The following is a 21778-nucleotide window of genomic DNA, read 5'->3' on the forward strand; positions in this document are numbered from 1 at the left end:
AATCCATTTTGACAAGTCAAATTGATACTAGAGGAGGAATCCCCATGAAGGTCAGCGTTATCGGTGCTACCGGTTATGCCGGAGCCGAACTTCTGCGGCTGCTCTATCAGCATCCGCAGGCGGAAGTGGTACACATCACTTCGGAGAGTCATACGGGCGAAAAAATTGCCAGCCTTTATCCGCATTTGCGGGGGCTTTACGATATGGAGCTGGAGTCCATGAAGGACATCGAGCGCATTGGCCGGGACAGTGATTTTGTCTTTATCGGTCTGCCGCATGGTCATGCCATGGAAGTGGGTCGGGCACTTGCGGGGATGCCGGTGCGTATTATCGACTTGGGCGCGGATTATCGCTTCGCGGATACGGAAGTGTACGAAGCCTGGTATCATGTTCCGCATACCCATCAGGAAGCAGAACGTGTTTACGGCCTGGCTGAACTTTATCGGGAGCAGATAAAAAATGCTAAGATTATCGGCAATGCCGGCTGCTTTACCACTGCCAGCATCTTAGCGCTCGCGCCGCTTGCCAAACAGCACCTCATCGATGTGAATACGATTATCGTCGATGCCAAATCCGGTGTATCAGGAGCCGGGCGCGGTGCTAAGCAGGCCAATCATTTCCCGGAGCTCTACGATAACTTCCGAGCTTACAATGTGGCCAAGCACCGACATACGCCGGAGATTGAGCAGGCACTGGCCGACATTTCGGGGGAAAAGGTTCTGTTGAACTTCACGCCGCATCTCGTGCCGATGTCGCGCGGAATTCTTTCTACATGCTACGCCAACCTTAAAGAGGGTGTAACTGCGGATTTGGTCAGCGCCGCTTTTGCAAAGCTCTACGGCAAGGAATACTTTATCCGCTTATTGGGCGAAGGGGCCTATCCGTCCACCAAGGAAGTGCGCGGCTCCAACTTCTGTGATATTGCCTGGCATGTGGATGAACGCACAGGCCGCGTGATTGTGCTCTCAGCCATTGACAATCTTGTAAAGGGCGCTGCCGGGCAGGCGGTACAGAATTTCAATATCGCCTGCGGTTTTGAAGAACGTATGGGACTTGATTTCGTTCCCCTTTATCCCTGATAAAAATGGAAAACAACTCTGAGGAGGAAGATATATGTTTAGTGATGCACATAAAAAAGCCGGGGTTACTTACCCGCAGGGCTTTCAGGCTGCCGGTGTAAAGGCCGGTATAAAGAAAAGCGGCAATCTTGATGTTGCCGTAATCTATACGGAACAGGAAGCGGCCGTAGCTGGTACGTTTACGCAGAATGCGGTAGCTTCGGCGCCGGTACGCGCCTCCAAGAAGGTCGTAGCTACGGGCATGGCACATGCCATCACGGCTAATGCCGGCTGCGCTAATGCCTGCACGGGTGAGCAGGGCGAAAAAGATGCTGCGGCCATGCAGGATATCACGGCAACGGCCCTGGGCTGTAAGGCGGATGATGTAGTTGTGGCATCCACCGGCGTCATCGGTGTGAACCTGCCGATGGACAAGATGGAAACGGGCATTAAGCAGGCGGTTAAAGAACTGTCCACCGAAGGCAGTGAAAACGCCGGCAAGGCCATCATTACCACGGATACCTATTCCAAGTCCTGCGCTACGGAAATTACGCTCGGCGGTAAGGAAGTACGCTTCGGTGCTATCGCCAAGGGTTCGGGCATGATTCAGCCCAATATGGCCACCATGCTCTGCTTTATCACGACGGATGCGGCCATTGACAGCAGACTCTTGCAGAAGGCACTGTCGGAAATCGTCGAAGTTTCCTTCAATATGATTTCCATTGACGGCGATATGAGTACCAACGATATGGTGATTGTCCTGGCTAATGGTGCCGCAGGCAATGCGAAAATCACCGAGGAAAATGAGGATTACAAGCTCTTTAAGGCCACGCTGCAGAATATCTGCCAGGAGCTGTCCAAGAAGATTGCGGCTGATGGTGAAGGGGCAACCAAGTTCCTGACCATTTCTGTGACGGGGGCGAGAAACTTTGCCGAAGCCAAGACCATTGGCATGAGTGTTGCCAAGAGCCCGCTTGTAAAGACGGCGTTTTTCGGTGAAGACCCCAACTGGGGCCGCGTCATCTGCGCTGTGGGGTATGCCGGTGTACCGATGGACCCGAATAAGACTGTCGTGAAGTTCGGCGGTATTCCCGTTTATGCCAATGGCGTAGGTGCGGATTATGATGAAGCAGAACTGCGGAAGGTCATGGAGGCCCATGATATCGTTATCGGCATTGATATGGGTGAAGGCGATGCCAAAGCCGATATTTGGAGCTGTGACTTCTCCTATGAATATGTGAAGATTAATGGGGAATACCACACCTAAGGAGGCAGGCTGATGTTTACAGCAGAAGATAAAGCCGCCATTTTAGTGGAGGCCCTGCCTTATATCCAGCAGTTCTACGGCAAGACCATCGTCATAAAATACGGCGGCAATGCCATGATTAACGATGACCTCAAAGAAAAGGTCATGCAGGATATCGCCCTGATGAAATACGTCGGTATCCGTCCCGTCATCGTTCATGGTGGCGGCCCAGATATCACGGGGTTCCTCAAAAAAGTTGGCAAGGAATCAGATTTTGTGGCAGGGCTTAGAGTCACCGATGAAGAAACCATTGAGATTGCGGAAATGGTGCTCGACGGCAAGGTCAATTCCGAGATTGTCAATCTCCTGAACCGCCGCGGCGTAAGGGCTGTGGGGCTCAGCGGTAAGGATGCAGGGCTGATTAAGGCCCGCAAGAAACTGGCTACGGTTTACGAAGGCGAGGACACCAAAAAGGTGGATATCGGCTATGTCGGCGAAGTGGAGCAGGTGGACACAGGGATTCTCGAAGACCTGCTGAAACAGGGCTATGTGCCCATCATCGCGCCCATTGGTGTAGGCGATAACGGCGAGAGCTACAACATCAACGCCGATTATGTGGCGGCAGAGATTGCCGGGGCGTTGCAGGCCGAAAAACTGCTGCTTTTGACGGATATCGAGGGGATTTATAAAGACTTTAATGACAAGTCAAGTTTCATTTCCACCTTGCATCTGCCCGAGGCTAGGCAGTACATCAAAGAAGGCATTATCGCCGGAGGCATGATTCCCAAAGTGGAAGCCTGCCTGACGGCTTTGGAGCAGGGCGCAGGCAAGACCCATATCATTGACGGGCGGCTCGCACACTCCATTATCTTGGAAATCTTTACCTCCCGGGGCATTGGCACCCAGGTGGTGCGGTAAGGGGGCACAATATGCAGGAACAGGAAATTTTTGCGGAGGACCAGCAAAGCTATCTGCCGGTGTTTAACCGCTATAAAATCGTCCTCGACCACGGCGAAGGCGCTGAGGTTTGGGATATAAACGGCAAGAAATATCTGGACTTTTTGGGCGGCATTGCCGTAAATGTGCTGGGCCATAACAACAAGGCCTTGGTACAGGCGGTGACGGAGCAGGCAGGAAAACTCATTCACTGCTCCAATCTCTACTACACCAAGCCACAGGCTGATGCGGCGGCCAAGCTCGTGAAGCTCAGCGGCCTCGATAAGGCATTCTTCGCCAACTCCGGCGCGGAAGCCAACGAAGGGGCCATCAAGATTGCCCGCAAGTATGGTTATAATATCAATCCCGAAAAGACGGAAATCATCTCCGCCTGGGACAGCTTCCATGGCCGTACATTGGCTACGCTGACGGCTACGGGACAGACGCATTACCATGAAGGTTTGGGGCCATTGCCCGCAGGTTTCACCTATGTGCATTACAACGATATCGCCGAACTAGAAAGCAAAATCAGCGACAAGACGGCGGCAGTGATGCTTGAAACCATTCAGGGCGAGGGCGGTGTGCATACACCGGATGGCGATTACCTCAAACAGGTCCGGGAACTCTGCGATAAGCATGGTGCCCTGCTGATTCTCGATGAAATACAGGCAGGCATTGGCCGCAGCGGCAAGTTCTTCGCCTATGAGAATTACGGTATCAAACCGGATATCGTAACGTTGGCCAAAGGTTTGGCAGGTGGTGTGCCCATTGGTGCCTTTATCGTCACCGACAAGGTGGCGGCAGCCTTTAAGCCCGGTGACCATGGCACGACCTTCGGCGGCAATCCACTGGCCTGTGCGGCAGCCAATGTGGTACTCGATACGGTACCCAAAGATGAATTTTTGAAAAATATTCAGGCTGTAGGCAAATATTTTAAGGATAAATTGCAGGAATTAGCGAAAAAATATCCAAAATTTATTGTAGATGTGCGCGGTGAAGGCCTGATTTTGGGTGCTGAACTTGCCGGTTCCGAACATGGCCGGGATATCGTCAATGACTGTCTGGCCAAGGGGCTGATTATCAACTGCACGGCGGGCAAGGTTCTGCGCTTTATCCCGCCGCTCATCATCACCACAGCGCAGATTGATGAAGCATTTGCTGTAATGGACGAAGTTATCGGCAAATACGCCGAATAAGGGGGCTTTGGATGTTAAAAGGACGCGATATGTTGTCCATCCACGATTTATCCGTGGATGAAGTACAGGAGATTCTGGCGCTGGCCCATGAACTCAAGGCCAAGCAGAAGGCAGGCATCGAACATCATCTCTTAAAGGGCAAGACCCTGGGCATGATTTTTGAAAAGTCTTCCACGCGAACCAGAGTTTCGTTTGAAGCTGGCATGTACCAGCTCGGCGGGCAGGCACTCTTCCTCTCGAACCGCGATTTGCAGCTGGGACGCGGCGAACCCATTAAGGATACGGCACGCGTGCTGTCGCGCTATCTGGACGGCATTATGATTCGTACCTACGGTCATGACCGTGTGGAAGAACTGGCAAAATACGCCGATATTCCGGTCATCAATGCCCTGACGGATTTACTCCATCCCTGTCAGGTGCTCACGGACCTCTTAACCATTCAGGAGCATAAGGGCAAGAACCTCAAGGGCCTCAAAATGGCTTATGTGGGCGATGGCAACAACATGACCAACTCCTACATGTATGGCTGCGCCAAGGCCGGTATGACCTTTGTGGCGGCTACGCCGGCAGATTACAAGCCGGATGCTACAGTGACCAAGCAGGCAAAAGAAGATGCCAAACTCACGGGCGCCAGCATTGAGCTCGTAACCGACCCGGTAGAAGCCGTCACGGGTGCCGATATCGTGGTTACGGATACCTGGGCCAGCATGGGACAGGAAGACGAACACGATGCGCGCAAGAAAATCTTTGCCCCCTATCAGGTCAACAAGGAGCTTATGGCACATGCGGACAAGCGGGCCATCGTAATGCACTGCCTGCCGGCTTACCGCGGTGAGGAAATCACCGAGGAAGTCTTAGAGGCCAATGCCCATGTGATTTTTGACGAAGCAGAAAACCGCCTCCATACCCAGAAAGCCATTATGGCACTGACTATGGGCTAAGGCGATTATAGATTTTAGAAGTGGAAAGGAAGTAATATTATGGCTAAACAGATTAAAAAAGTAGTTCTGGCTTACTCCGGTGGTCTTGATACCTCCGTTATCATTCCTTGGCTCAAGGAAAATTATGATGGCTGCGAAGTTATCGCCTGCTGCGCTGATGTAGGTCAGGGCGATGAACTGGATGCCGTGCATGACAAGGCGCTGAAATCCGGTGCTTCCAAGGTATATATCGCTGATCTCAAGGAAGAATTCCTCAAGGAATATGTATGGCCGACGCTCAAAGCTGGTGCTGTTTACGAAGACAAGTACCTGCTCGGTACGTCCTTTGCCCGTCCGATTATTGCCAAGAAGCTGGTGGAAATCGCTAAGCAGGAAGGCGCGGATGCTATTGCTCACGGCGCTACCGGCAAGGGCAATGACCAGGTTCGTTTCGAACTGACCGTTAAGGCTTTGGCTCCGAACATCACGCTGATTGCTCCGTGGCGTGAATGGGACCTCGATTCCCGTTCTGCCGAAATCGAATATGCCAAGAAGCATGATATCCCCATTGCTACGGATAACAAGACCTATTCCATGGACAGAAACATCTGGCATCTGTCCCATGAAGGCGCTGACCTGGAAGACCCGGCCAATGAACCGAAAGACAGCATGTTCCTGATTTCCAAGGCTCCGCAGGATGCTCCGGATAAACCCGAATATGTGACGATTGACTTTGAAAAGGGCGAACCGGTTGCTGTCAATGGCAAGAAACTCGGCGCGGTAGAACTGCTGACCGAACTCAACGAAATCGGTGCGCGCAATGGTGTGGGCATCGTGGATATCTGCGAAAACCGTCTGGTGGGCATGAAGTCCCGCGGCGTGTATGAGAATCCGGGCGGCTCTCTGCTCTACTATGCACATCGTGAACTGGAATACCTCTGCCTTGACCGCAGCACCTACCATTACAAACAGCAGGTTGGCATCCGCTATGCTGAACTCGTTTATGATGGCATGTGGTTCTGCCAGCTGCGTGAAGCACTGGATGCTTTCGTAAACAGCACGCAGCAGACCGTTACCGGTCAGGTTAAACTCAAACTCTACAAGGGCAATATCATTTCTGCAGGTGCAACTTCCCCGTACTCTCTCTATAGCCAGGAATTTGTAACCTTTGAACATGATGATGTGTACAACCAGGCTGATGCTACGGGCTTTATCAACCTGTTCGGCCTGCCGCTCAAAGTTCGTGCCCTGATGCAGGAGAAGACGGGTAAATGAGTGAGGCCATGTGGGGAGGCCGTTTCACCAAGACCGTAGATGAAATGGTCAACGAATTCCAGGCCTCCATAAACTTTGACAAACGCATGTATCACGAAGATATTGCCGGCTCCATTGCCCATGCCATTATGCTGGCAAAGTGCGGCATTATCTCCGATGATGACTGCGGGGCCATTCTGCAGGGCTTAAAGGATATCGAAGCGCAGATTGAAGCCGGGGAGTTTGACTTTTCGGTGGATTTGGAAGATATCCACATGAATATCGAAAAGCGGCTGACCGAGGCCATTGGCGAAGCTGGCGGGCGTCTCCATACAGCCCGCAGCCGCAATGACCAGGTGGCACTCGATACGCATATGTACATCCGCCGCGAAGTAGTGGCCGTGCAGAAAGAAATCATCAACCTGCAGGAAGCCTTGCTCGAAACGGCCAAGAAGAATCAGGATGTGATTATGCCCGGTTACACGCATCTACAGCGGGCACAGCCGATTCTCTTTGCCCATCACCTGATGGCCTATTTCGGCATGCTTTCCCGTGACTATGCACGATTCAGCGGTGTTTACCAGCGGGCGGATATCATGCCGCTGGGCGCGGGCGCACTTGCCGGAACCACTTTCCCGATTGACCGGGAGCTTGTGGCCAAGCAGCTGAACTTCGAGCAGATTTACTCGAACAGTTTGGATGCGGTCAGTGACCGGGACTACATCATGGAATTCCTGTCGGCGGCCAGCATTTTGATGGTACATCTTTCCCGCTTGTCGGAAGAAACCATCCTTTGGTGCAGCCGTGAGTTCTCTTTTGTGGAACTTGATGATGCCCATTGCACGGGCTCGTCCATGATGCCGCAGAAGAAGAACCCAGATGTTTCCGAACTCGTGCGTGGCAAGACGGGCCGGGTAATCGGCCACCTGATGGCCATGCTGACCACGGTCAAAGGTTTGCCGCTGGCCTATAACAAGGACCTGCAGGAGGACAAGGAAGGCATCTTTGACGCCATCGACACGGTGAAATTCAGTCTGGGGGTCTATGCCCAGCTTATCCGTGGCATGAAGGTCAAGAAAGATGTCATGCGCAAGGCGGTAGAGGAGGACTTCTCCAATGCGACTGACCTTGCCGACTATCTGGTAAAGAAGGGCATGCCTTTCCGTCAGGCCCATGCGGTATCCGGTACGGCAGTGCACAAATGCATTGCCGAGGGCAAATATCTTGCCGATATGACCCTGCCGGAACTGCAGGAACTCTCGCCGCTCTTTGAGGCCGACATTGCCGAAGCCTTGAAGCCTGAGACCTGCGTCAACCAGCGCATTTCCTTGGGCGGTACGTCAACGGAGCAGGTCAAACTGCAGCTGACCGCCGCACAGGAGCTTATCGACGCTGAAAAAAAGACCAATACGAATTTGACCAGTCAACAAATATAAGCCTGTTATAGGTTTGTATATCTTATCATAACCCCTTATAAATCAAGGGGGGACAGGTGAACCTATAGGTAAAGTTTTATAATTTTATATCATTTTTTGTGTTGGTGGCACTACACTGGCACTACATAGTTTGGGTTCAGGAAGGGTATTTATAATGGTCTGTCACAATGTGGCAGGCCATTTTTATTTTGGAAAAGCTTTCCCCACCCAGCGGCGTTCCTGCTTTGGTGGACAGCTGCGCATTTGACATGTCAATTCTGATATTGGTATACCTTAATCAAAAGGTATTGCGCAGGGAAGGGCTTCGGGACGTGCTGCGCACCTTCCGCTCGTTACAATCCGGCCATCGCAGGCCGCAGCCTTGTCGGTCATTCGTGGCAGCGAGGGGGACGGCAATGAGGGCAGGGGGCTTGGCAGCCCTCCCTGCGGTCGGGACGACTACGGCGGCCAGCGAGAGCGGAGTGGGATAACTCGCGCCGCCGTACCCCCTGCCCTCATTGCCTAGTGCTGACCAGATGGAGTAGTGGAAGCCTGCTCGTCGTTTATGCGTATTCGGTTTGTGTCCGGCTGCTCGGGTGGGCAGGTGCCCTGTCCACTTCGCAGCAGACACTTTCCGGCTTTGAAGGCGGGCGGCGGTCGGACTGTGCGGCTGCCTTCCAGCGGCGTTCCAGTCGTCAGTCTCCAGCCCCTGCGGGTGCTCAAGTCTTCGCACTATTCCCGCAGGGGTTGGAACCTTCCTCCTTCCAGCACTTAGTCATTCCGCCTTACAGACCACCGCCGGGCATAGATTGTCACTGGTACGCGTGTCCGTTGCTTTTGGTGGACAGCTGCGCTGTCCACGTCAGCACCGACACGGGGGAAGTACAAAAATTGGCATAGACAATTATTGATAGATATGTTAATATAACAACTATCAATAGTAATAGGAGATGTATATTTATGCCAACAAATTTTCCAGTGAATTTCTTTAGTTTTTTGGACAAAAATGATTATGTGTATGACCATGAGGCTGTAGAAGGTAGCTTAGATGATGTTACAGGGGATGCTTTTGCAGGCGAATTAGTGGTGTGGAAACAAAATCCATCTGAACCTGTTTTAGTTGCGCAGAGTGTAAGTGGTATTTTTGGAGCTATTGCAGCTAATTATAGAGCTGGTTCTATGGACTACGAAACGGCCGTAACATTGCTAGCTGCACTTGAAAGCGATTTGCCGGAACACTTCTATGAAGAACATGCTGATGAAATAGAAGAAATATTAAAACCAGAACGCTATCAGCGGTTTGTTGAAAGCAATTATAGCTTTGCAGAATAAGAAACTTTAATAACGAGAGACAAGTCAAATGGCTTGTCTTTTTTTGTGCCTGTAAATATGTTTGCTGTAATGGATTAAACCATATCAAATGTATGATTTAATGGAACTTTAACTAATGCAAAGATGGTATTCTAAAGCCATGTTATTCAGGAGGGTTTGGTTACATGGGGCGAAAGAGAGCGAACCACTCGTTGCTGGGGCGCAACTTAATGGATTATTTCAAATGCGAAAATGTCAATTTGTTGTATCAGTTAAGGTCAGATTGCCTGCCTCCAATTCCCAAAAGAGGCGTAACGGATAAACTGGCTGCCGAAATTCTGGGATACAATCGCCCAGATTATATCGCACTTATCAGTATGCGTGACCGCAAGGACGTGACTTTTTCCACAGTTGAGGCTTTTGCCCAGCGTTTGCGGGTGCCTCTGCCCGTTCTATTTGTCCGGAGCTGTCAGACGATTATTTATGGGTATTATCAGGAGATTTTGCGTGATGGCAACTTGCCGCAGACATTCAAAGCGGAGGCATATCTGAAAAATTTTGCGACAAACATTAAACGTACCCTTAAAGAAAATAGATGGGAAATCCAGAGGCTTTACAGTATTAGCCTCTGGGAAAATCGTACCTTTAGCGTACGGGAAATGGCGCGTTGCCAGTCTTTTGATGACTCTTTTGAGTTTTTGGGCAAGCGTACCACTGGTGGGCTTTTGCGCCGGGTGGAAGTTCCCCAGCATACTCAGGTGGGCAATGCCGTGCCACCGCTTTTGGCTAGAGCTGTGGCCATGGAAATTGTCAAGGTGCTGGAAGCAGCAAAGCCGCAGGAAGAAACGTCAGATAGCAAATGTACTTATCCAGAACTGAACGTAGACCGGAATAATGTCTGCCTTGTTATGGATAAAAAGAAAGTTACGGCATAAAAACGAGGGTTTCGTAATAACAAAAGGGCGACCACAGATGGCCGCCCTTTTTGCGTAGATTTAATATAGGTTACCTGTTTCAATATAGTTTGCGAGAGCCTCTGCGGGATAGCCCACAAATGGTTCCCATATTACAACACATTTGCCAGGATGCAGGAGGCTATCCTCTTTCATGTAGTCGTCCGGGAAATCCCGCAGGAACTGCACGGGGTCAGCTGGGAAATCATCAGCTCCAGCATTGCAGGTTAATTCATTGCAACGAAATTCTCTATCTATCATAAGTCTGCCTCCTTGAAATTAGATTACCAGAAAATAAATTCATTATAGGCCCTTGCATTTGACAGGTCAACTCCATATTATAGGAACTGAAAGAACTTTCCTATAACAAACCTAACTGAATACATATCGGAAATGACATTTTTGTTTTGGTATCTACGCAGGCATGCGTTAGATATATATTTGGGTTGTCATTCCGCAAGAGGGCCGCAGGGTGACAATCCGGAAATTGCGGACGATGACCTGCTTTCCATTGGAAAGAAACTTATACAGGAACTAAGGCGGTTTGAAAAGTAAAGCAAGGTGGGCGGCTGATTGGTCAATCTGACCGGTCAGCCGCCCGCCTTTTCACCTGTCATGGGGAACTGCTGGTCTTGAATATCCATCACCGCCTAATAGTGGCCCATAACTACCCATCCGGCAGGCCCGCGCCCAGCAAAGGAGAATAAGGTCAGGCGCATAAAGCTATGAGTAGAATCAAAAAAATTTTATTTTCTCCTACACACTTTTTGCTTTCGGGGATATAAAGAACAGAAAGCAAGATAACAACCCCTTAAGATGTGGAGGAGGAAAATAAAATGGAAAAGAAATTCATGAATCAGATGGACAATATGGAACTGGATAAGGTGACTGGAGGCAAGCGGTACGTTTATCCTGATAATCGTCGTCCGAATCGTCCGATTAAAGAGTATCATGTAGAACGCAAACAAGTCATAAGGTATAGATAAAAACTGGATACAAAGAGAAGCTACTGCACATGTCGAGTTTGTGCAGTAGCTTTTTTGCGCCCCCTATGATGATAGTTTTAGTTTTTACAGTCCTTCATAGGGAGAATATTGACATAAAAAATTATTTGCATTTGACATGTCAACTGCCTCTTAGGCTTTTTGAAATCAAGAAGGAAAAATTTTCCACATGTAGAATATTATGAAAATATGAACAAGTTGTAATTAGATGTAAAAGAGGGGGAATATGAAGTGGCAGGATTTTTAGGAAGAAAGACAGCAGCAATCATAAGTACCATTATCCTGGGAACGAGCATCATTTTTTCCGGGTGCGGCCAACAGGAACAGGCCGAGCAGAAGAATACGCCAGTGAAAGCTATGAAGGTAATCCAGCAGGATACACCGATAGCTTATTCTTATCCCGGTCATTTGCAGGGCAAAGAGGAAGTACAGGTACATGCCCGTGTTTCCGGCAGTATCCTGGAAAAATATTTTAGTGGCGGCGATTTTGTTTACGCCGGTCAGCCACTTTACAAGCTGGATTCCCGGCAGTATGAAACGGCTGTAATTTCTGCACAGGCAGAACTCAGTAAAGCCGAGTCCAATCTGCGTAATGCCCAGGAGGAACTGGGGCGTTATGAAACGCTGTGGAAGGACCGGGCTGTTTCGGAACAGACGCTTACCAATAAGCGGGCCGATGTGGAAGGTTATATGGCAACCGTTGCCGCTGAGCGGGCTGCCGTGCGCAAGGCACAGGAAAATCTCGACGATACGATTGTTTACGCACCGATGAGCGGCCGTGTATCTGTGGATGATGTGGCCGTGGGAACGTATGCGACAGCAGGTACGACCACGCTGGTGACCGTCGGTACGATGGACCCCATCAACGTGCAGTTCAGCGTCAGTGAAACCGAATACCTCAACCTGTTGGCTGAAGCTATGGAAACAGGGGTCGATATTCGTAACGACAACACGCCGATGCCCAGAATAAAAATCAGCCTGAGCAATGGCAAGGACTATCCGTATGTCGGGGATATCGTTGCCGCAGACAGAGCCTTGTCCACCAATGCAGGCTCCCTGACCATTCGGGCTACGATTGCCAACCCGCAGGGGATTTTGCTGCCGGGGATGTTTGTGCAGGTACGTCTCGTGGGAACCAAGTCGATGAATGCCATGCTTGTTCCGCAGCGTGCTGTACAGCAGCTTTTGGATGAATCCTTTGTGCTGGTGGTTGGTGAGAATGGAAAATCCATCTCCAAGAATGTAAAGGTTGGTGAAAAAGTAGGCAGCTATTACATTATTGAAAAAGGGCTTGAACCGTCAGATGTTGTCATCGTAGAAGGTCTGACCAATCTGCAGGCTGGTCAGGGCATTGACGTTACGATGGTAACGCCTGATGAAATGGGCTTCTCAATTACGGAATCAAAAGAGATTACCGATAAATCGTAAGGAGGCGAGGAAAGTGTCACGATTCTTTATCCATCGTCCCATCTTCGCCATTGTCATATCCATTATCATCGTCATTCTGGGGGTACTTTCCGGACTGAGCCTGCCTATAGCCCAGTATCCACAGATTACGCAGCCCACGGTCAATGTGAGCACTACCTATACGGGAGCTAACGCCAGTGTTATCAATCAGGCGGTAGCCCAGGTCATCGAGCAGCAGGTCAACGGCACGCAGGGGCTGGCCTATATGAGTTCAAGCTCTGATGATACCGGCACTTACAATCTGGATGTAAAGTTTGACCTCGGCACCAACGGCGATATGGATTCAGTACTGGTGCAGAACAATGTCGCCATTGCTACCTCCAGCCTGCCTTCTGATGTTCAGGCTGCAGGCGTTACGACCAAAAAGGCATCCAGCGATATGTCCTATATGTTTGCGCTTTATTCGCCCAACGGGACATTTAAGCGCACCTTTATCATGAATTATGCGAGCATCTACATCATTGATGCCCTCAAACGCATTAAGGGCGTAGGTGATGTCAGCACCTTTGGCTCGGATTATGCCATGCGTATCTGGCTTAACCCTGACCGCCTGTCGGATTTAGGGCTGACGGTCGGAGACGTTGAGGCTGCCATTAAAGAACAGAATGTACAGGCTCCGGCCGGTACTATCGGTCAGATGCCCACCCCGGCCAATCAGGAAAAGCAGTATACAGGCAGCGTACAGGGACGCCTTACCACACCGCAGGAATTTGGCAATGTCATCTTAAAAGCCAAACCAGACGGCTCCTATGTATTTCTCCGGGATGTGGCCCGTATAGAAACAGGTGCCAAGTCCACGAACATGGTTGCCGATGCCAATGGTGCTCCCTGTGCCGGATTTGGTGTCAAGCTGACGGATGATGCCAATGCCGTGGAAACCATCAGTGAAGTCAAAAAGGTATTGGATGAAGCCGCGCAAAACTTCCCCGATGATTTGGTATTTATCCCCGTTATCGACAGTACGGAGTATATCAACGAATCCGTCACGGAAGTAATAAATACTTTTAAGGAAGCCCTGATGCTGGTTATCCTCATCGTGTTCCTCTTTTTGCAGAGCTGGCGGGCCACGCTTATTCCGGTGCTGGCTATCCCCGTATCCCTTATCGGCACCTTTGCCAGCTTTGTGGCACTGGGATTCAGTATCAACACCCTGACACTGTTTGCCATGGTACTGGCTATCGGTCTGGTAGTTGATGATGCCATCGTCGTTATCGAAAACGTGGAATCCCATATGAAAAAAGACGGCTTAGGGCCGGTAGAGGCAACGGAAGTCGCTATGGATGAAGTACAGGGGCCGGTAGTGGCCATTGCCTTTGTCTTATCGGCAGTATTTATTCCCTGCGCCTTCCTGGGCGGCACAACCGGCGTGCTCTATCGCCAGTTTGCCCTGACCATTGCCGTATCCATGGCACTTTCGGCCTTTATTGCCCTGACGCTGACACCGGCGTTATGTGCACTGCTCATGAAGCCCCATGACCCCAATAAAAAGAAAAACATTCTGGATCGTTTCTTTGATGGCTTCAACAACTGGTTTGAACGCACGCAGAACCGTTATGTAGGAAAGGTGAGCTGGTTCATCGACCATGCCAAGGTCAGTGTGGCCTCCCTGCTGATAATCTGCGTTCTTGCCGGGCTGTGCTTCAAACTTTTGCCCTCAACCTTCGTTCCGGACGAAGACCAGGGATATTTCCTCGCTTCGGTTACCATGCCGGAGGGCACCTCTTTGAATCGCACCTTAGAGACCATGGATGCGCTGAGCGGTGAGTTCAGCGAGATTCCCGGTGTCAAGAACGTCATGAAAATTGCCGGCTATGATGTACTGTCTAACGGTAATAAGGCCAATGCCGGTACATTCTTTATCAGCCTTGATTCCTGGAGTAAGCGAACTGCTTCCGACCTTAGCATTTTCTCCATTGTCAACAAGGCCAATAAACTGCAGGCAAAACATCCGGAGGCTCAGCTTATGGCTTTCCCAACGCCGTCGCTGCCGGGTCTGGGCATGGTCGGCGGCTGGAGCATGGAACTTTTGGACATGACCGGTCATACCGATAAGGAACTTGAGACCATCACCAAGGAAATTCTGGCAGCAGCCAACAAGCGGCCGGAACTTTCCAACGTCTATACGACCTATTCCATCGCTTCGCCTATCTGTAAGTTCGATGTGAACCGCGAAAAGGTAAAACAGCTGGGCGTAAATCTTTCCGATGTATTCACTGCCCTGCAGGTCAATTATGGCGGCAGTCAGATTAATGACTTCATGCAGTTCGGCCGCAACTACAAGGTTATCATGCAGTCGGATGCGCAGTATCGCAGTGAGAAGGAAGCCTTGAAGTTCAATTATGTCCGCAATAACGAGGGCAATATGGTTCCCTTGGACAGTCTGCTCACGCCGAAACTTTCCACATCTACTTCGATCATTTCCCGCTTTAACGGTACACGCAGCATCAGCATTCAGGGGAGTGTAGGTGACGGGTACAGTTCCGGTCAGGCCATTGTCGCAATGGAAGAAGTGGTGAAGCAGACGGCTCCTGCCGGCTTTAACATCGAATGGTCCGGTCAGAGCCGTGAAGAAAAGAAATCCGCAAGCTCCACGGGGCAGGTTATGGGCTTGGCGCTGGTATTCGTGTTCCTGTGTCTAGCTGCGCTCTATGAAAGCTGGAGCGTTCCCTTTGCTGTGCTGATGACAATTCCTACAGGACTTTTCGGTGCCTTCTTTGTACAGCTGGCCCTGCTGATGCTCGAACTCAGCTTCGGCAAGTTTAACCCGGGCCTGCAAAACACCGTCTACATGCAGATTGGTGTCATCATGATTATGGGGCTGGCAGCCAAGAATGCCATCCTTATCGTGGAATTTGCGAAAGTCCGTGTGGACCAGGGCATGGAACCGGTGAAGGCAGCTATCGAAGCCGCAGGCTTGCGACTCCGACCAATCATCATGACATCGCTGGCCTTTATCATCGGCTGCTTGCCGCTGGCCATGGCACATGGTGCAGGTGCAGCTGCTAGAAACAGTATGGGTACGGCTGTTGTCGGCGGTATGCTCTTTGCAACCTGTTTGGGAATTTTCCTGATTCCCGTACTCTATGTTGTGGTTGTATGGGTAGCGATGAAACTTAGCGGTAAGAAATCAGCGGATGCTCCGACAGCGGAGGAAACGCCGCAGGCAAAAGCCTGATTTTGTCACAAATACGCCAATATACGCTAAAATCACTTGAAAGAGACCTCGATTTTTAGTAACATGAGGAGAAGAAGTTTTCTCATTAGTTATTAAAGATTGAGGTTTTTTTCGTGACCAAAGCAATATTTTTTGACATAGACGGCACACTGATTAACATTCATCATAAAAAAACAAGCATATCCCTGCCGGTGAAGAAAGCCATTCGCGAACTGCGGGCGGCAGGGCACCATACCTTTATCGCCTCGGGGCGGCCCTGGGCATATCTCAGTGATGAGCTGACCCAGGAGGGTCTCTTCGATGGCTTCGTGCTGATGAATGGCGCCGTGGTGATTCTGGATGGGAAAATCATTTTCCGTCAGGATATGCCCTTGGCGACGGTTAAGGATATGGTGGACTTGGCTGAGGCGCATGGGCTGGAATATATTTTGGAAAGCCATCCCTATGTTTATCTGCGCGAGAATTTCAAGGGACTTGAAAATGTCTATCGCAATATTGACATTGACGTCAATAAATTCATCCGGGATTTTGACATGTCAGAAGTCAAGGCGGCCAAGCTGGAATTTCTCTGTGATACGCCGGGGGCGAATGGCGTTTTTGAAAAGCTTTTGTCCTGGCATGGGGTAACGGGGCTTATTGACCCCACCCTGCGCAAGTATATGGAGCTTTATTCGTCGGATATTTCCAAGGCAACAGGGATTCAGCAGGCGCTGCACTATATGAACATTCCCATAGAGGCCAGTTACGCCTTTGGCGACGGGCTGAACGATTTGGAAATGATGAGTACCGTGGGCCATCCACTCGTTATGGGTAATGCCGGGCCGGAGCTCAAGGCTCTCGCGGAACACATTCTGCCCACGGTGGATGAAGACGGTGTAGCGGAGGGCATTTACCGCTACATTTTGAAACGCATTTGAGGTGATACGGTTGAAGAAAAAATTAAGCATTGTAATGATGGCTTTGCTTACCATCAGCCTGCTCTTGACGGGCTGTGGCAGCAAGGCGGCTGAACATAACAGCGGGACGTCCAGTCAGAGTGCTCCTGCAGAAACGGCCAAGGAAATGACCGTTAAGATGCTCAATGTGGGGCAGGGGGATGCCATCCTGATTGAAACGCCGGAGCAGACGGTGCTCATTGATACCAGTGACTTGGATGAGCAGGAAAAACTCAGGGCCGAGCTCAAGAAGGCGGGCATCAAGCGCATTGATAAACTGATTCTGACCCATCCCCATGCGGACCATATCGGCGGCGTGGAAGGTGTGGTGCTGAAGGACTACGAGGTCGGTGAGGTCTATGATAACGGCATGCCTTCCAAGTCCAAGATTTACACCCGCTACATGAAGCTTTTGAAGCAGAAGAACATCAAGCGTCACGGCTTAACGGCCGGAGATGAATTGGACTTTGGCAGCGGCGTGAAGTTCAAGGTGTTCGGACCCGAAAAATCTGTGGTGGAAAAGGGCAGTAAGACCACGGAGGGCCATGACCCCAATAATGAATCCGTAGTCGGCCAGCTGATTTTTGGTGACTTTACCATGATGTTTACCGGTGATGCGGAAAAGGCGGAAGAAGAGCCCATGGTTCATGCCTATGGCAATAACCTGAAAAGCAAGATACTCAAAGCCGGCCATCATGGCAGCAAGACGTCCTCTTCGGCAGCGTTCCTGAAGGCCGTGAGCCCGGAAGCTGTACTGATTTCCTGTGGGGCTGGCAATGACTACGGCCATCCCCATGCGCAGACCATGAAGCGCTATCAGATGATGAAGCTGAAAATTTTTGAGACGGACAAGAATGGCACCATCACGGTGAAAACGGATGGCAAGGCCTATAGTATTGTGCCGGAAACGGGGGACGCACAATGATTTCTGCATATATTGACCGCTACGAAGGCGAGCTGGCAGTACTCTTGTTAGGGGAGAGCATGAAAAAGGTGAATTTTCCCCGGGAGTTTCTGCCGGATGGCGTAGATGAGGGAGATTATATCACTTTGGATATCGCCTTGGACGAAGAAGCCAATAAAAAGGCTGAGGAAGAGGCATTGGAGCTCCTTCGGGATTGATGGTAGGAGGCTGTTTTAATGAATAACGTATTCCGCTGGGCAAGTTTGGTGGGCGTACTCATGGCATTTATTTGTGGTCTGTGGCTGCCGCAGATGGCAGAAGCCCGTTCCAGCCAGAGCCACGAATTAAATTATTTTCAGACCAGTAAGGTAAAAATAGCAGGTGCAAGCGCCCTGCGTATCGAAATAGGTATGACAGGAGAGGAACCCAAGTATACCGTTAAGGATTCCCTCCTGCGCAAACAGGTAGTGATTACTCTGCCGGAAACGCGCCGGGGCAAGGTCAAGGAACAGGTGAAGCTGAATAACGACCTGGCTAAGCATGTGAAAATCACAGAGGTTGAAGGCAGCACGCAGGTGATTATTGACTGCGTGAATACGCCGGGGGACGGCAATTACCGTGTTACTACGGCGCCTGCTGAACGGCGGCTCAATAAGCCGGCCCGCATCATTGTAGAACTCTTTGAAAACGGCGCGGCTATGGATGCTGTTCCCGGCATCAAGGGAAAGACCATCGTGATTGACCCCGGTCATGGGGGCAGCGATACTGGGGCCATCGGGCCAACGGGCGTCAAGGAAAAGGATGTCTGCCTGGCGGTGAGCAAGAAGGTGGAAAGTTTACTCGCTAGTTCCGGCGCCCGGGTGATTATGACCCGCAGACGTGATGTGGATGTGTATGCACCCAACGCCACGGACAAACAGGAACTGCAGGCCCGCTGCAATGTGGGCAACCGCGACCCGCGCGCCGCTTTATTTGTTTCCATTCATTGCAATGCTTTTTCCAATCCTGCTGCAAATGGCATGGAGACTTACTACTGTGCAGGTTCTCAAAAGGGCTATGAGGCGGCCAATTTCATCAATGAGGAATTGGCAAAAGCTGGCGGCCTCTTTAACCGCGGTGTCAAAACCGCCAACTACTATGTGCTGCGCCATACCAGTATGCCGGCTACTTTGCTGGAATTGGGCTTTGTGACCAATTACAGAGAGGAAAAGCTGTTGCGCAGCGATGCTTATCAGACGAAACTGGCCAATGCCATTGTGCGGGGCATTGCCCGTTATTTCAAGGGCTAAGGCCTGATAATAGATGAGGTGAGATCATGAAGAAATTGCGTTATCTGCTGCTGATGGTGCTGGCTTTGACTTTGCTGGCAGCTGCAGGCTGCAGCGATAATAAGAATAATGTTGGTGGGGATGACAACAAGACCACCATCACCGCCGACAAGGGAAGCGCTCCCAAGGCTTTGCCGGACAAGGAAAAGGAGAAGGCAGCCAAGGGCAAGCTGACCATTAAGGTTTACTATCCCGATGAACAGGGCTTGAAACTGCAGGCCGTAAAAAAGACGGTTAAGGTCGGCAGTGATGACAAGTACACCGCAGCGCTCAAAGCCCTGCTCGATGGCACCAAGGAAAAAGGTCTGGCCACCATCGTGCCCAAGCAGGCCAAAATCAAGAGTGTCAAGGTGCAGGGTGATACCGCTTTTGTCGATTTTGACGATAACTTAATCAAGAAATTCATCGGTGGTTCCACTGGGGAAGAAATGCTGGTTGGTTCCATCGTCAATACGCTGACGGAGTTTAGCGAAATCAAGAAAGTTCAGCTGCTGGTGGAGGGCAAGAAGATTGAATCCATCTCCGGCCATCTGGATTTGACCAAGCCCGTGGAACGTATGGATAACCTAATCAAATAAGCGCATTGCTTTTTTGACTTTTTTATAAGAAATACTCTACGGAACGTGGATAAAACCTTGTGTTTGTTCGCGTTCTGTGATAATATAGCAAGAGTATGGCATATTTGCGGTAGAGTACGCAAAAAACGGCCATACCTTGATTCAGATAATTACAGGAGGTCGTTTCAGACAATGAAAGTTACGGTTGAAAATGGTGAAAACCAGCAGGTTACTCTGACGGTGGAGGTTGAAGCTGCGGAAGTTTCCAAGGCAGTGGAAAAGGCTGTAAAGCGTCTCAGCAACCGTGTAAATATTCCGGGTTTCCGCAAGGGCAAGGCTCCGCGCAAGATCATCGAGCGCAACGTGGGCATGGATGCTATCATGCAGGAAGCTTTCGATATCGTAGGTCCCAAGGCTTTCGCTGATGCTCTTGAAGAACAGAAGATTGAGCCGGTTAGCCGTCCGCAGATCGACATCGAAACCCTTGAAGATGGCAAGGATCTCGTATTCAAGGCTACGGTTACGCCGCGTCCGGAAGTTAAACTCGGCGAATACAAAGGCCTGAAGGTGGAAAAGAACGTAGAAGCTGTAACGGATGAAGACGTTGAAAAGCAGCTCAAGACGTTCCAGGATCGTCAGGGCAAGATGGTTGACGCTCCGGAAGGTTCCGCAGTTAAAGATGGCGACTTCACGACGCTTGATTTCGAAGGTTTCGTAGATGGCGAAGCATTCGAAGGCGGCAAGGGTCAGGATTACCCGCTGCAGATTGGTTCCGGCAGCTTCATCCCGGGCTTCGAAGATCAGCTGATCGGCGCTAAGATTGGCGAAGAAAAAGAAGTCAACGTAACGTTCCCGGAAGAATACCATGCTAAGGAACTGGCTGGCAAGGCTGCTACGTTCAAGTGCACCATCCGCAGCATCAAGCAGAAAGAACTGCCGGCTATGGACGATGAACTGGCTAAGAAAGTCAGCAAGTTCGAAACCCTTGAAGAACTCAAGGCTGATGTTCGCAAGAACCTCGAAGAAAACGCAGCTCGCAAGGCTGAAAACGACCAGAAGGCTGCTGCTATCGACATGGCTACGAGCAACATCACCGTTGACATTCCGGCTGTCATGATTGACAACCGCGTAGAAGGCATGATTCGCGAAATGGCTATGCGCCTCGAACAGCAGGGCATGAGCTTTGATGCTTACCTGCAGTACGCTGGCACGGACATCAACAAGATTCGTGAAGATTACCGCGAAACGGCTGAAAAGAACGTTCGCACGGATCTCATGCTGGAAGAAGTTGCTAAGGCTGAAGACATCAAGGTTGAAGCAAAAGACCTCGATGCTGAAGTTGCTGGCATGGCTGCTGCTTACGGTGCAACGCCGCAGCAGGTTCAGAAGATTATTAAGGAGCAGGGACGCATTGGCGATCTGGCTGCTACGGTACTTCGCAAGAAGACGGCACAGTTCATCATCGACAGCATTGCCTAATTTTTCCCTGTATATGGGGGTATACCAATGAGTTATGTACCAATGGTCGTAGAGCAGTCTAACCGTGGCGAGCGGGCATATGATATTTATTCCCGCCTGCTCAAGGACAGAATTATCTTCCTGGGCGGTCAGATTGACGATAATGTAGCCAATGTTGTAGTGGCACAGATGCTCTTTTTGGAGTCGGAAGACCCGGATAAGGACATCTATCTCTACATCAACAGCCCTGGCGGTGTAGTTACCGCAGGCTTGGCTATCTATGATACCATGCAGTATATCAAACCGGACGTTTCCACCATTTGCATTGGCCAGGCAGCCAGCATGGGAGCTGTGCTCCTGACTGCTGGCGCCAAGGGCAAGCGCTTCGCTCTGCCCAACGCCCGGGTTATGATTCACCAGCCGTTAGGCGGTGCTCAGGGCCAGTCCACGGACATCCAGATTCAGGCCCGTGAGATTCAGCGCATCCGTGAGACGATTAACGATATCTTCGTTTCGACCACGGGCAAGACTGCTGAAGAAATCAATAACGACACGGAACGCGATAATTTCATGACCGCTGCCGAAGCCAAGGCTTACGGCATTGTGGATGAAGTAATTACCCGTCCAAAAAAGACGAAGAAGAACGACGCTAAGGATTGAG

At 50.6% G+C, this 21778-nt stretch carries 20 protein-coding genes; 19 read left to right on the forward strand and 1 reads right to left on the reverse strand.

Features of this window, described 5'->3' with window-relative positions; all coding sequences use genetic code 11:
• Positions 1-44: 44 nt before the first annotated feature.
• The 9 genes from argC to P157_RS15740 all read left to right on the forward strand — a co-directional run bounded on the left by argC (position 45) and on the right by P157_RS15740 (position 10271).
• Positions 45-1079: an N-acetyl-gamma-glutamyl-phosphate reductase gene (argC, locus tag P157_RS0108265; protein ID WP_026760589.1), complete on the forward strand. Its 1035-nt coding sequence runs from the start codon at positions 45-47 to the stop codon at positions 1077-1079.
• 34 nt (positions 1080-1113) lie between these two features.
• Positions 1114-2325 (forward strand): bifunctional glutamate N-acetyltransferase/amino-acid acetyltransferase ArgJ, encoded by a 1212-nt coding sequence (gene argJ, locus P157_RS0108270; protein ID WP_026760590.1) that lies wholly within the window; start codon positions 1114-1116, stop codon positions 2323-2325.
• Between the two features lie 12 nt (positions 2326-2337).
• On the forward strand, positions 2338-3222 hold the full coding sequence (argB, locus tag P157_RS0108275) for an acetylglutamate kinase (protein WP_026760591.1): 885 nt from the start codon (positions 2338-2340) through the stop codon (positions 3220-3222).
• Between the two features lie 11 nt (positions 3223-3233).
• The gene (locus tag P157_RS0108280) at positions 3234-4436 is read left to right on the forward strand and encodes an acetylornithine transaminase (protein WP_026760592.1); all 1203 of its coding nucleotides are present in this window, start codon (positions 3234-3236) and stop codon (positions 4434-4436) included.
• 11 nt (positions 4437-4447) lie between these two features.
• Positions 4448-5377 carry an ornithine carbamoyltransferase gene (gene argF / locus P157_RS0108285; protein WP_026760593.1) on the forward strand — a complete coding sequence of 310 codons (930 nt, stop codon included), beginning with the start codon at positions 4448-4450 and terminating at the stop codon, positions 5375-5377.
• Positions 5378-5416: 39 nt separating this feature from the next.
• On the forward strand, positions 5417-6631 hold the full coding sequence (locus P157_RS0108290) for an argininosuccinate synthase (protein ID WP_026760594.1): 1215 nt from the start codon (positions 5417-5419) through the stop codon (positions 6629-6631).
• Complete coding sequence (gene argH, locus P157_RS0108295; RefSeq protein WP_026760595.1) at positions 6628-8046, forward strand: argininosuccinate lyase; 1419 nt, start codon at positions 6628-6630, stop codon at positions 8044-8046. Before P157_RS0108290 ends, argH begins: the two co-directional genes overlap by 4 nt.
• Positions 8047-8985: 939 nt before the next feature.
• Positions 8986-9357 carry a hypothetical protein gene (locus tag P157_RS0108310; protein ID WP_026760597.1) on the forward strand — a complete coding sequence of 124 codons (372 nt, stop codon included), beginning with the start codon at positions 8986-8988 and terminating at the stop codon, positions 9355-9357.
• A gap of 164 nt (positions 9358-9521) precedes the next feature.
• Positions 9522-10271 carry a DNA cytosine methyltransferase gene (locus P157_RS15740; protein WP_037368247.1) on the forward strand — a complete coding sequence of 250 codons (750 nt, stop codon included), beginning with the start codon at positions 9522-9524 and terminating at the stop codon, positions 10269-10271.
• Positions 10272-10331: 60 nt separating this feature from the next.
• On the opposite strand, the gene P157_RS0108320 is transcribed toward P157_RS15740, so the two are convergent.
• Positions 10332-10550 carry a hypothetical protein gene (locus tag P157_RS0108320; protein ID WP_026760599.1) on the reverse strand — a complete coding sequence of 73 codons (219 nt, stop codon included), beginning with the start codon at positions 10548-10550 and terminating at the stop codon, positions 10332-10334.
• Between the two features lie 575 nt (positions 10551-11125).
• On the opposite strand from P157_RS0108320, the gene P157_RS15510 reads away from it, so the two are divergent.
• The 10 genes from P157_RS15510 (at position 11126) to clpP (ending at position 21777) form a co-directional block, all read left to right on the forward strand.
• Complete coding sequence (locus P157_RS15510) at positions 11126-11275, forward strand: hypothetical protein (RefSeq protein ID WP_155266724.1); 150 nt, start codon at positions 11126-11128, stop codon at positions 11273-11275.
• Positions 11276-11524: 249 nt separating this feature from the next.
• Positions 11525-12721: an efflux RND transporter periplasmic adaptor subunit gene (locus P157_RS0108330; protein WP_230578461.1), complete on the forward strand. Its 1197-nt coding sequence runs from the start codon at positions 11525-11527 to the stop codon at positions 12719-12721.
• Positions 12722-12734: 13 nt separating this feature from the next.
• Positions 12735-15935, forward strand: coding sequence for an efflux RND transporter permease subunit (locus P157_RS0108335; RefSeq protein WP_026760601.1), 3201 nt, complete (start codon positions 12735-12737; stop codon positions 15933-15935).
• Between the two features lie 113 nt (positions 15936-16048).
• On the forward strand, positions 16049-16852 hold the full coding sequence (locus P157_RS0108340) for a Cof-type HAD-IIB family hydrolase (protein ID WP_026760602.1): 804 nt from the start codon (positions 16049-16051) through the stop codon (positions 16850-16852).
• Between the two features lie 34 nt (positions 16853-16886).
• Positions 16887-17795 (forward strand): ComEC/Rec2 family competence protein, encoded by a 909-nt coding sequence (locus P157_RS0108345; protein WP_080695473.1) that lies wholly within the window; start codon positions 16887-16889, stop codon positions 17793-17795.
• Positions 17792-17992 carry a DUF3006 domain-containing protein gene (locus P157_RS0108350; RefSeq protein ID WP_026760604.1) on the forward strand — a complete coding sequence of 67 codons (201 nt, stop codon included), beginning with the start codon at positions 17792-17794 and terminating at the stop codon, positions 17990-17992. The genes P157_RS0108345 and P157_RS0108350 overlap by 4 nt, the downstream gene beginning before the upstream one ends.
• An 18-nt stretch (positions 17993-18010) precedes the next feature.
• On the forward strand, positions 18011-19063 hold the full coding sequence (locus P157_RS0108355; protein ID WP_026760605.1) for an N-acetylmuramoyl-L-alanine amidase family protein: 1053 nt from the start codon (positions 18011-18013) through the stop codon (positions 19061-19063).
• Between the two features lie 26 nt (positions 19064-19089).
• Entirely contained in the window at positions 19090-19680 is a 591-nt protein-coding gene (locus P157_RS0108360; RefSeq protein WP_026760606.1) for a GerMN domain-containing protein, read from the forward strand.
• A 171-nt stretch (positions 19681-19851) separates the two neighbouring features.
• A complete protein-coding gene (gene tig, locus P157_RS0108365) occupies positions 19852-21138 on the forward strand; it encodes a trigger factor (RefSeq protein WP_026760607.1) in 1287 nt (428 codons plus the stop codon).
• A gap of 27 nt (positions 21139-21165) precedes the next feature.
• On the forward strand, positions 21166-21777 hold the full coding sequence (gene clpP, locus P157_RS0108370; RefSeq protein WP_026760608.1) for an ATP-dependent Clp endopeptidase proteolytic subunit ClpP: 612 nt from the start codon (positions 21166-21168) through the stop codon (positions 21775-21777).
• Position 21778 lies beyond the last annotated feature (1 nt).

It is taken from the genome of Selenomonas ruminantium AC2024 (assembly GCF_000687995.1).
GTDB lineage: Bacteria > Bacillota > Negativicutes > Selenomonadales > Selenomonadaceae > Selenomonas_A > Selenomonas_A ruminantium_B.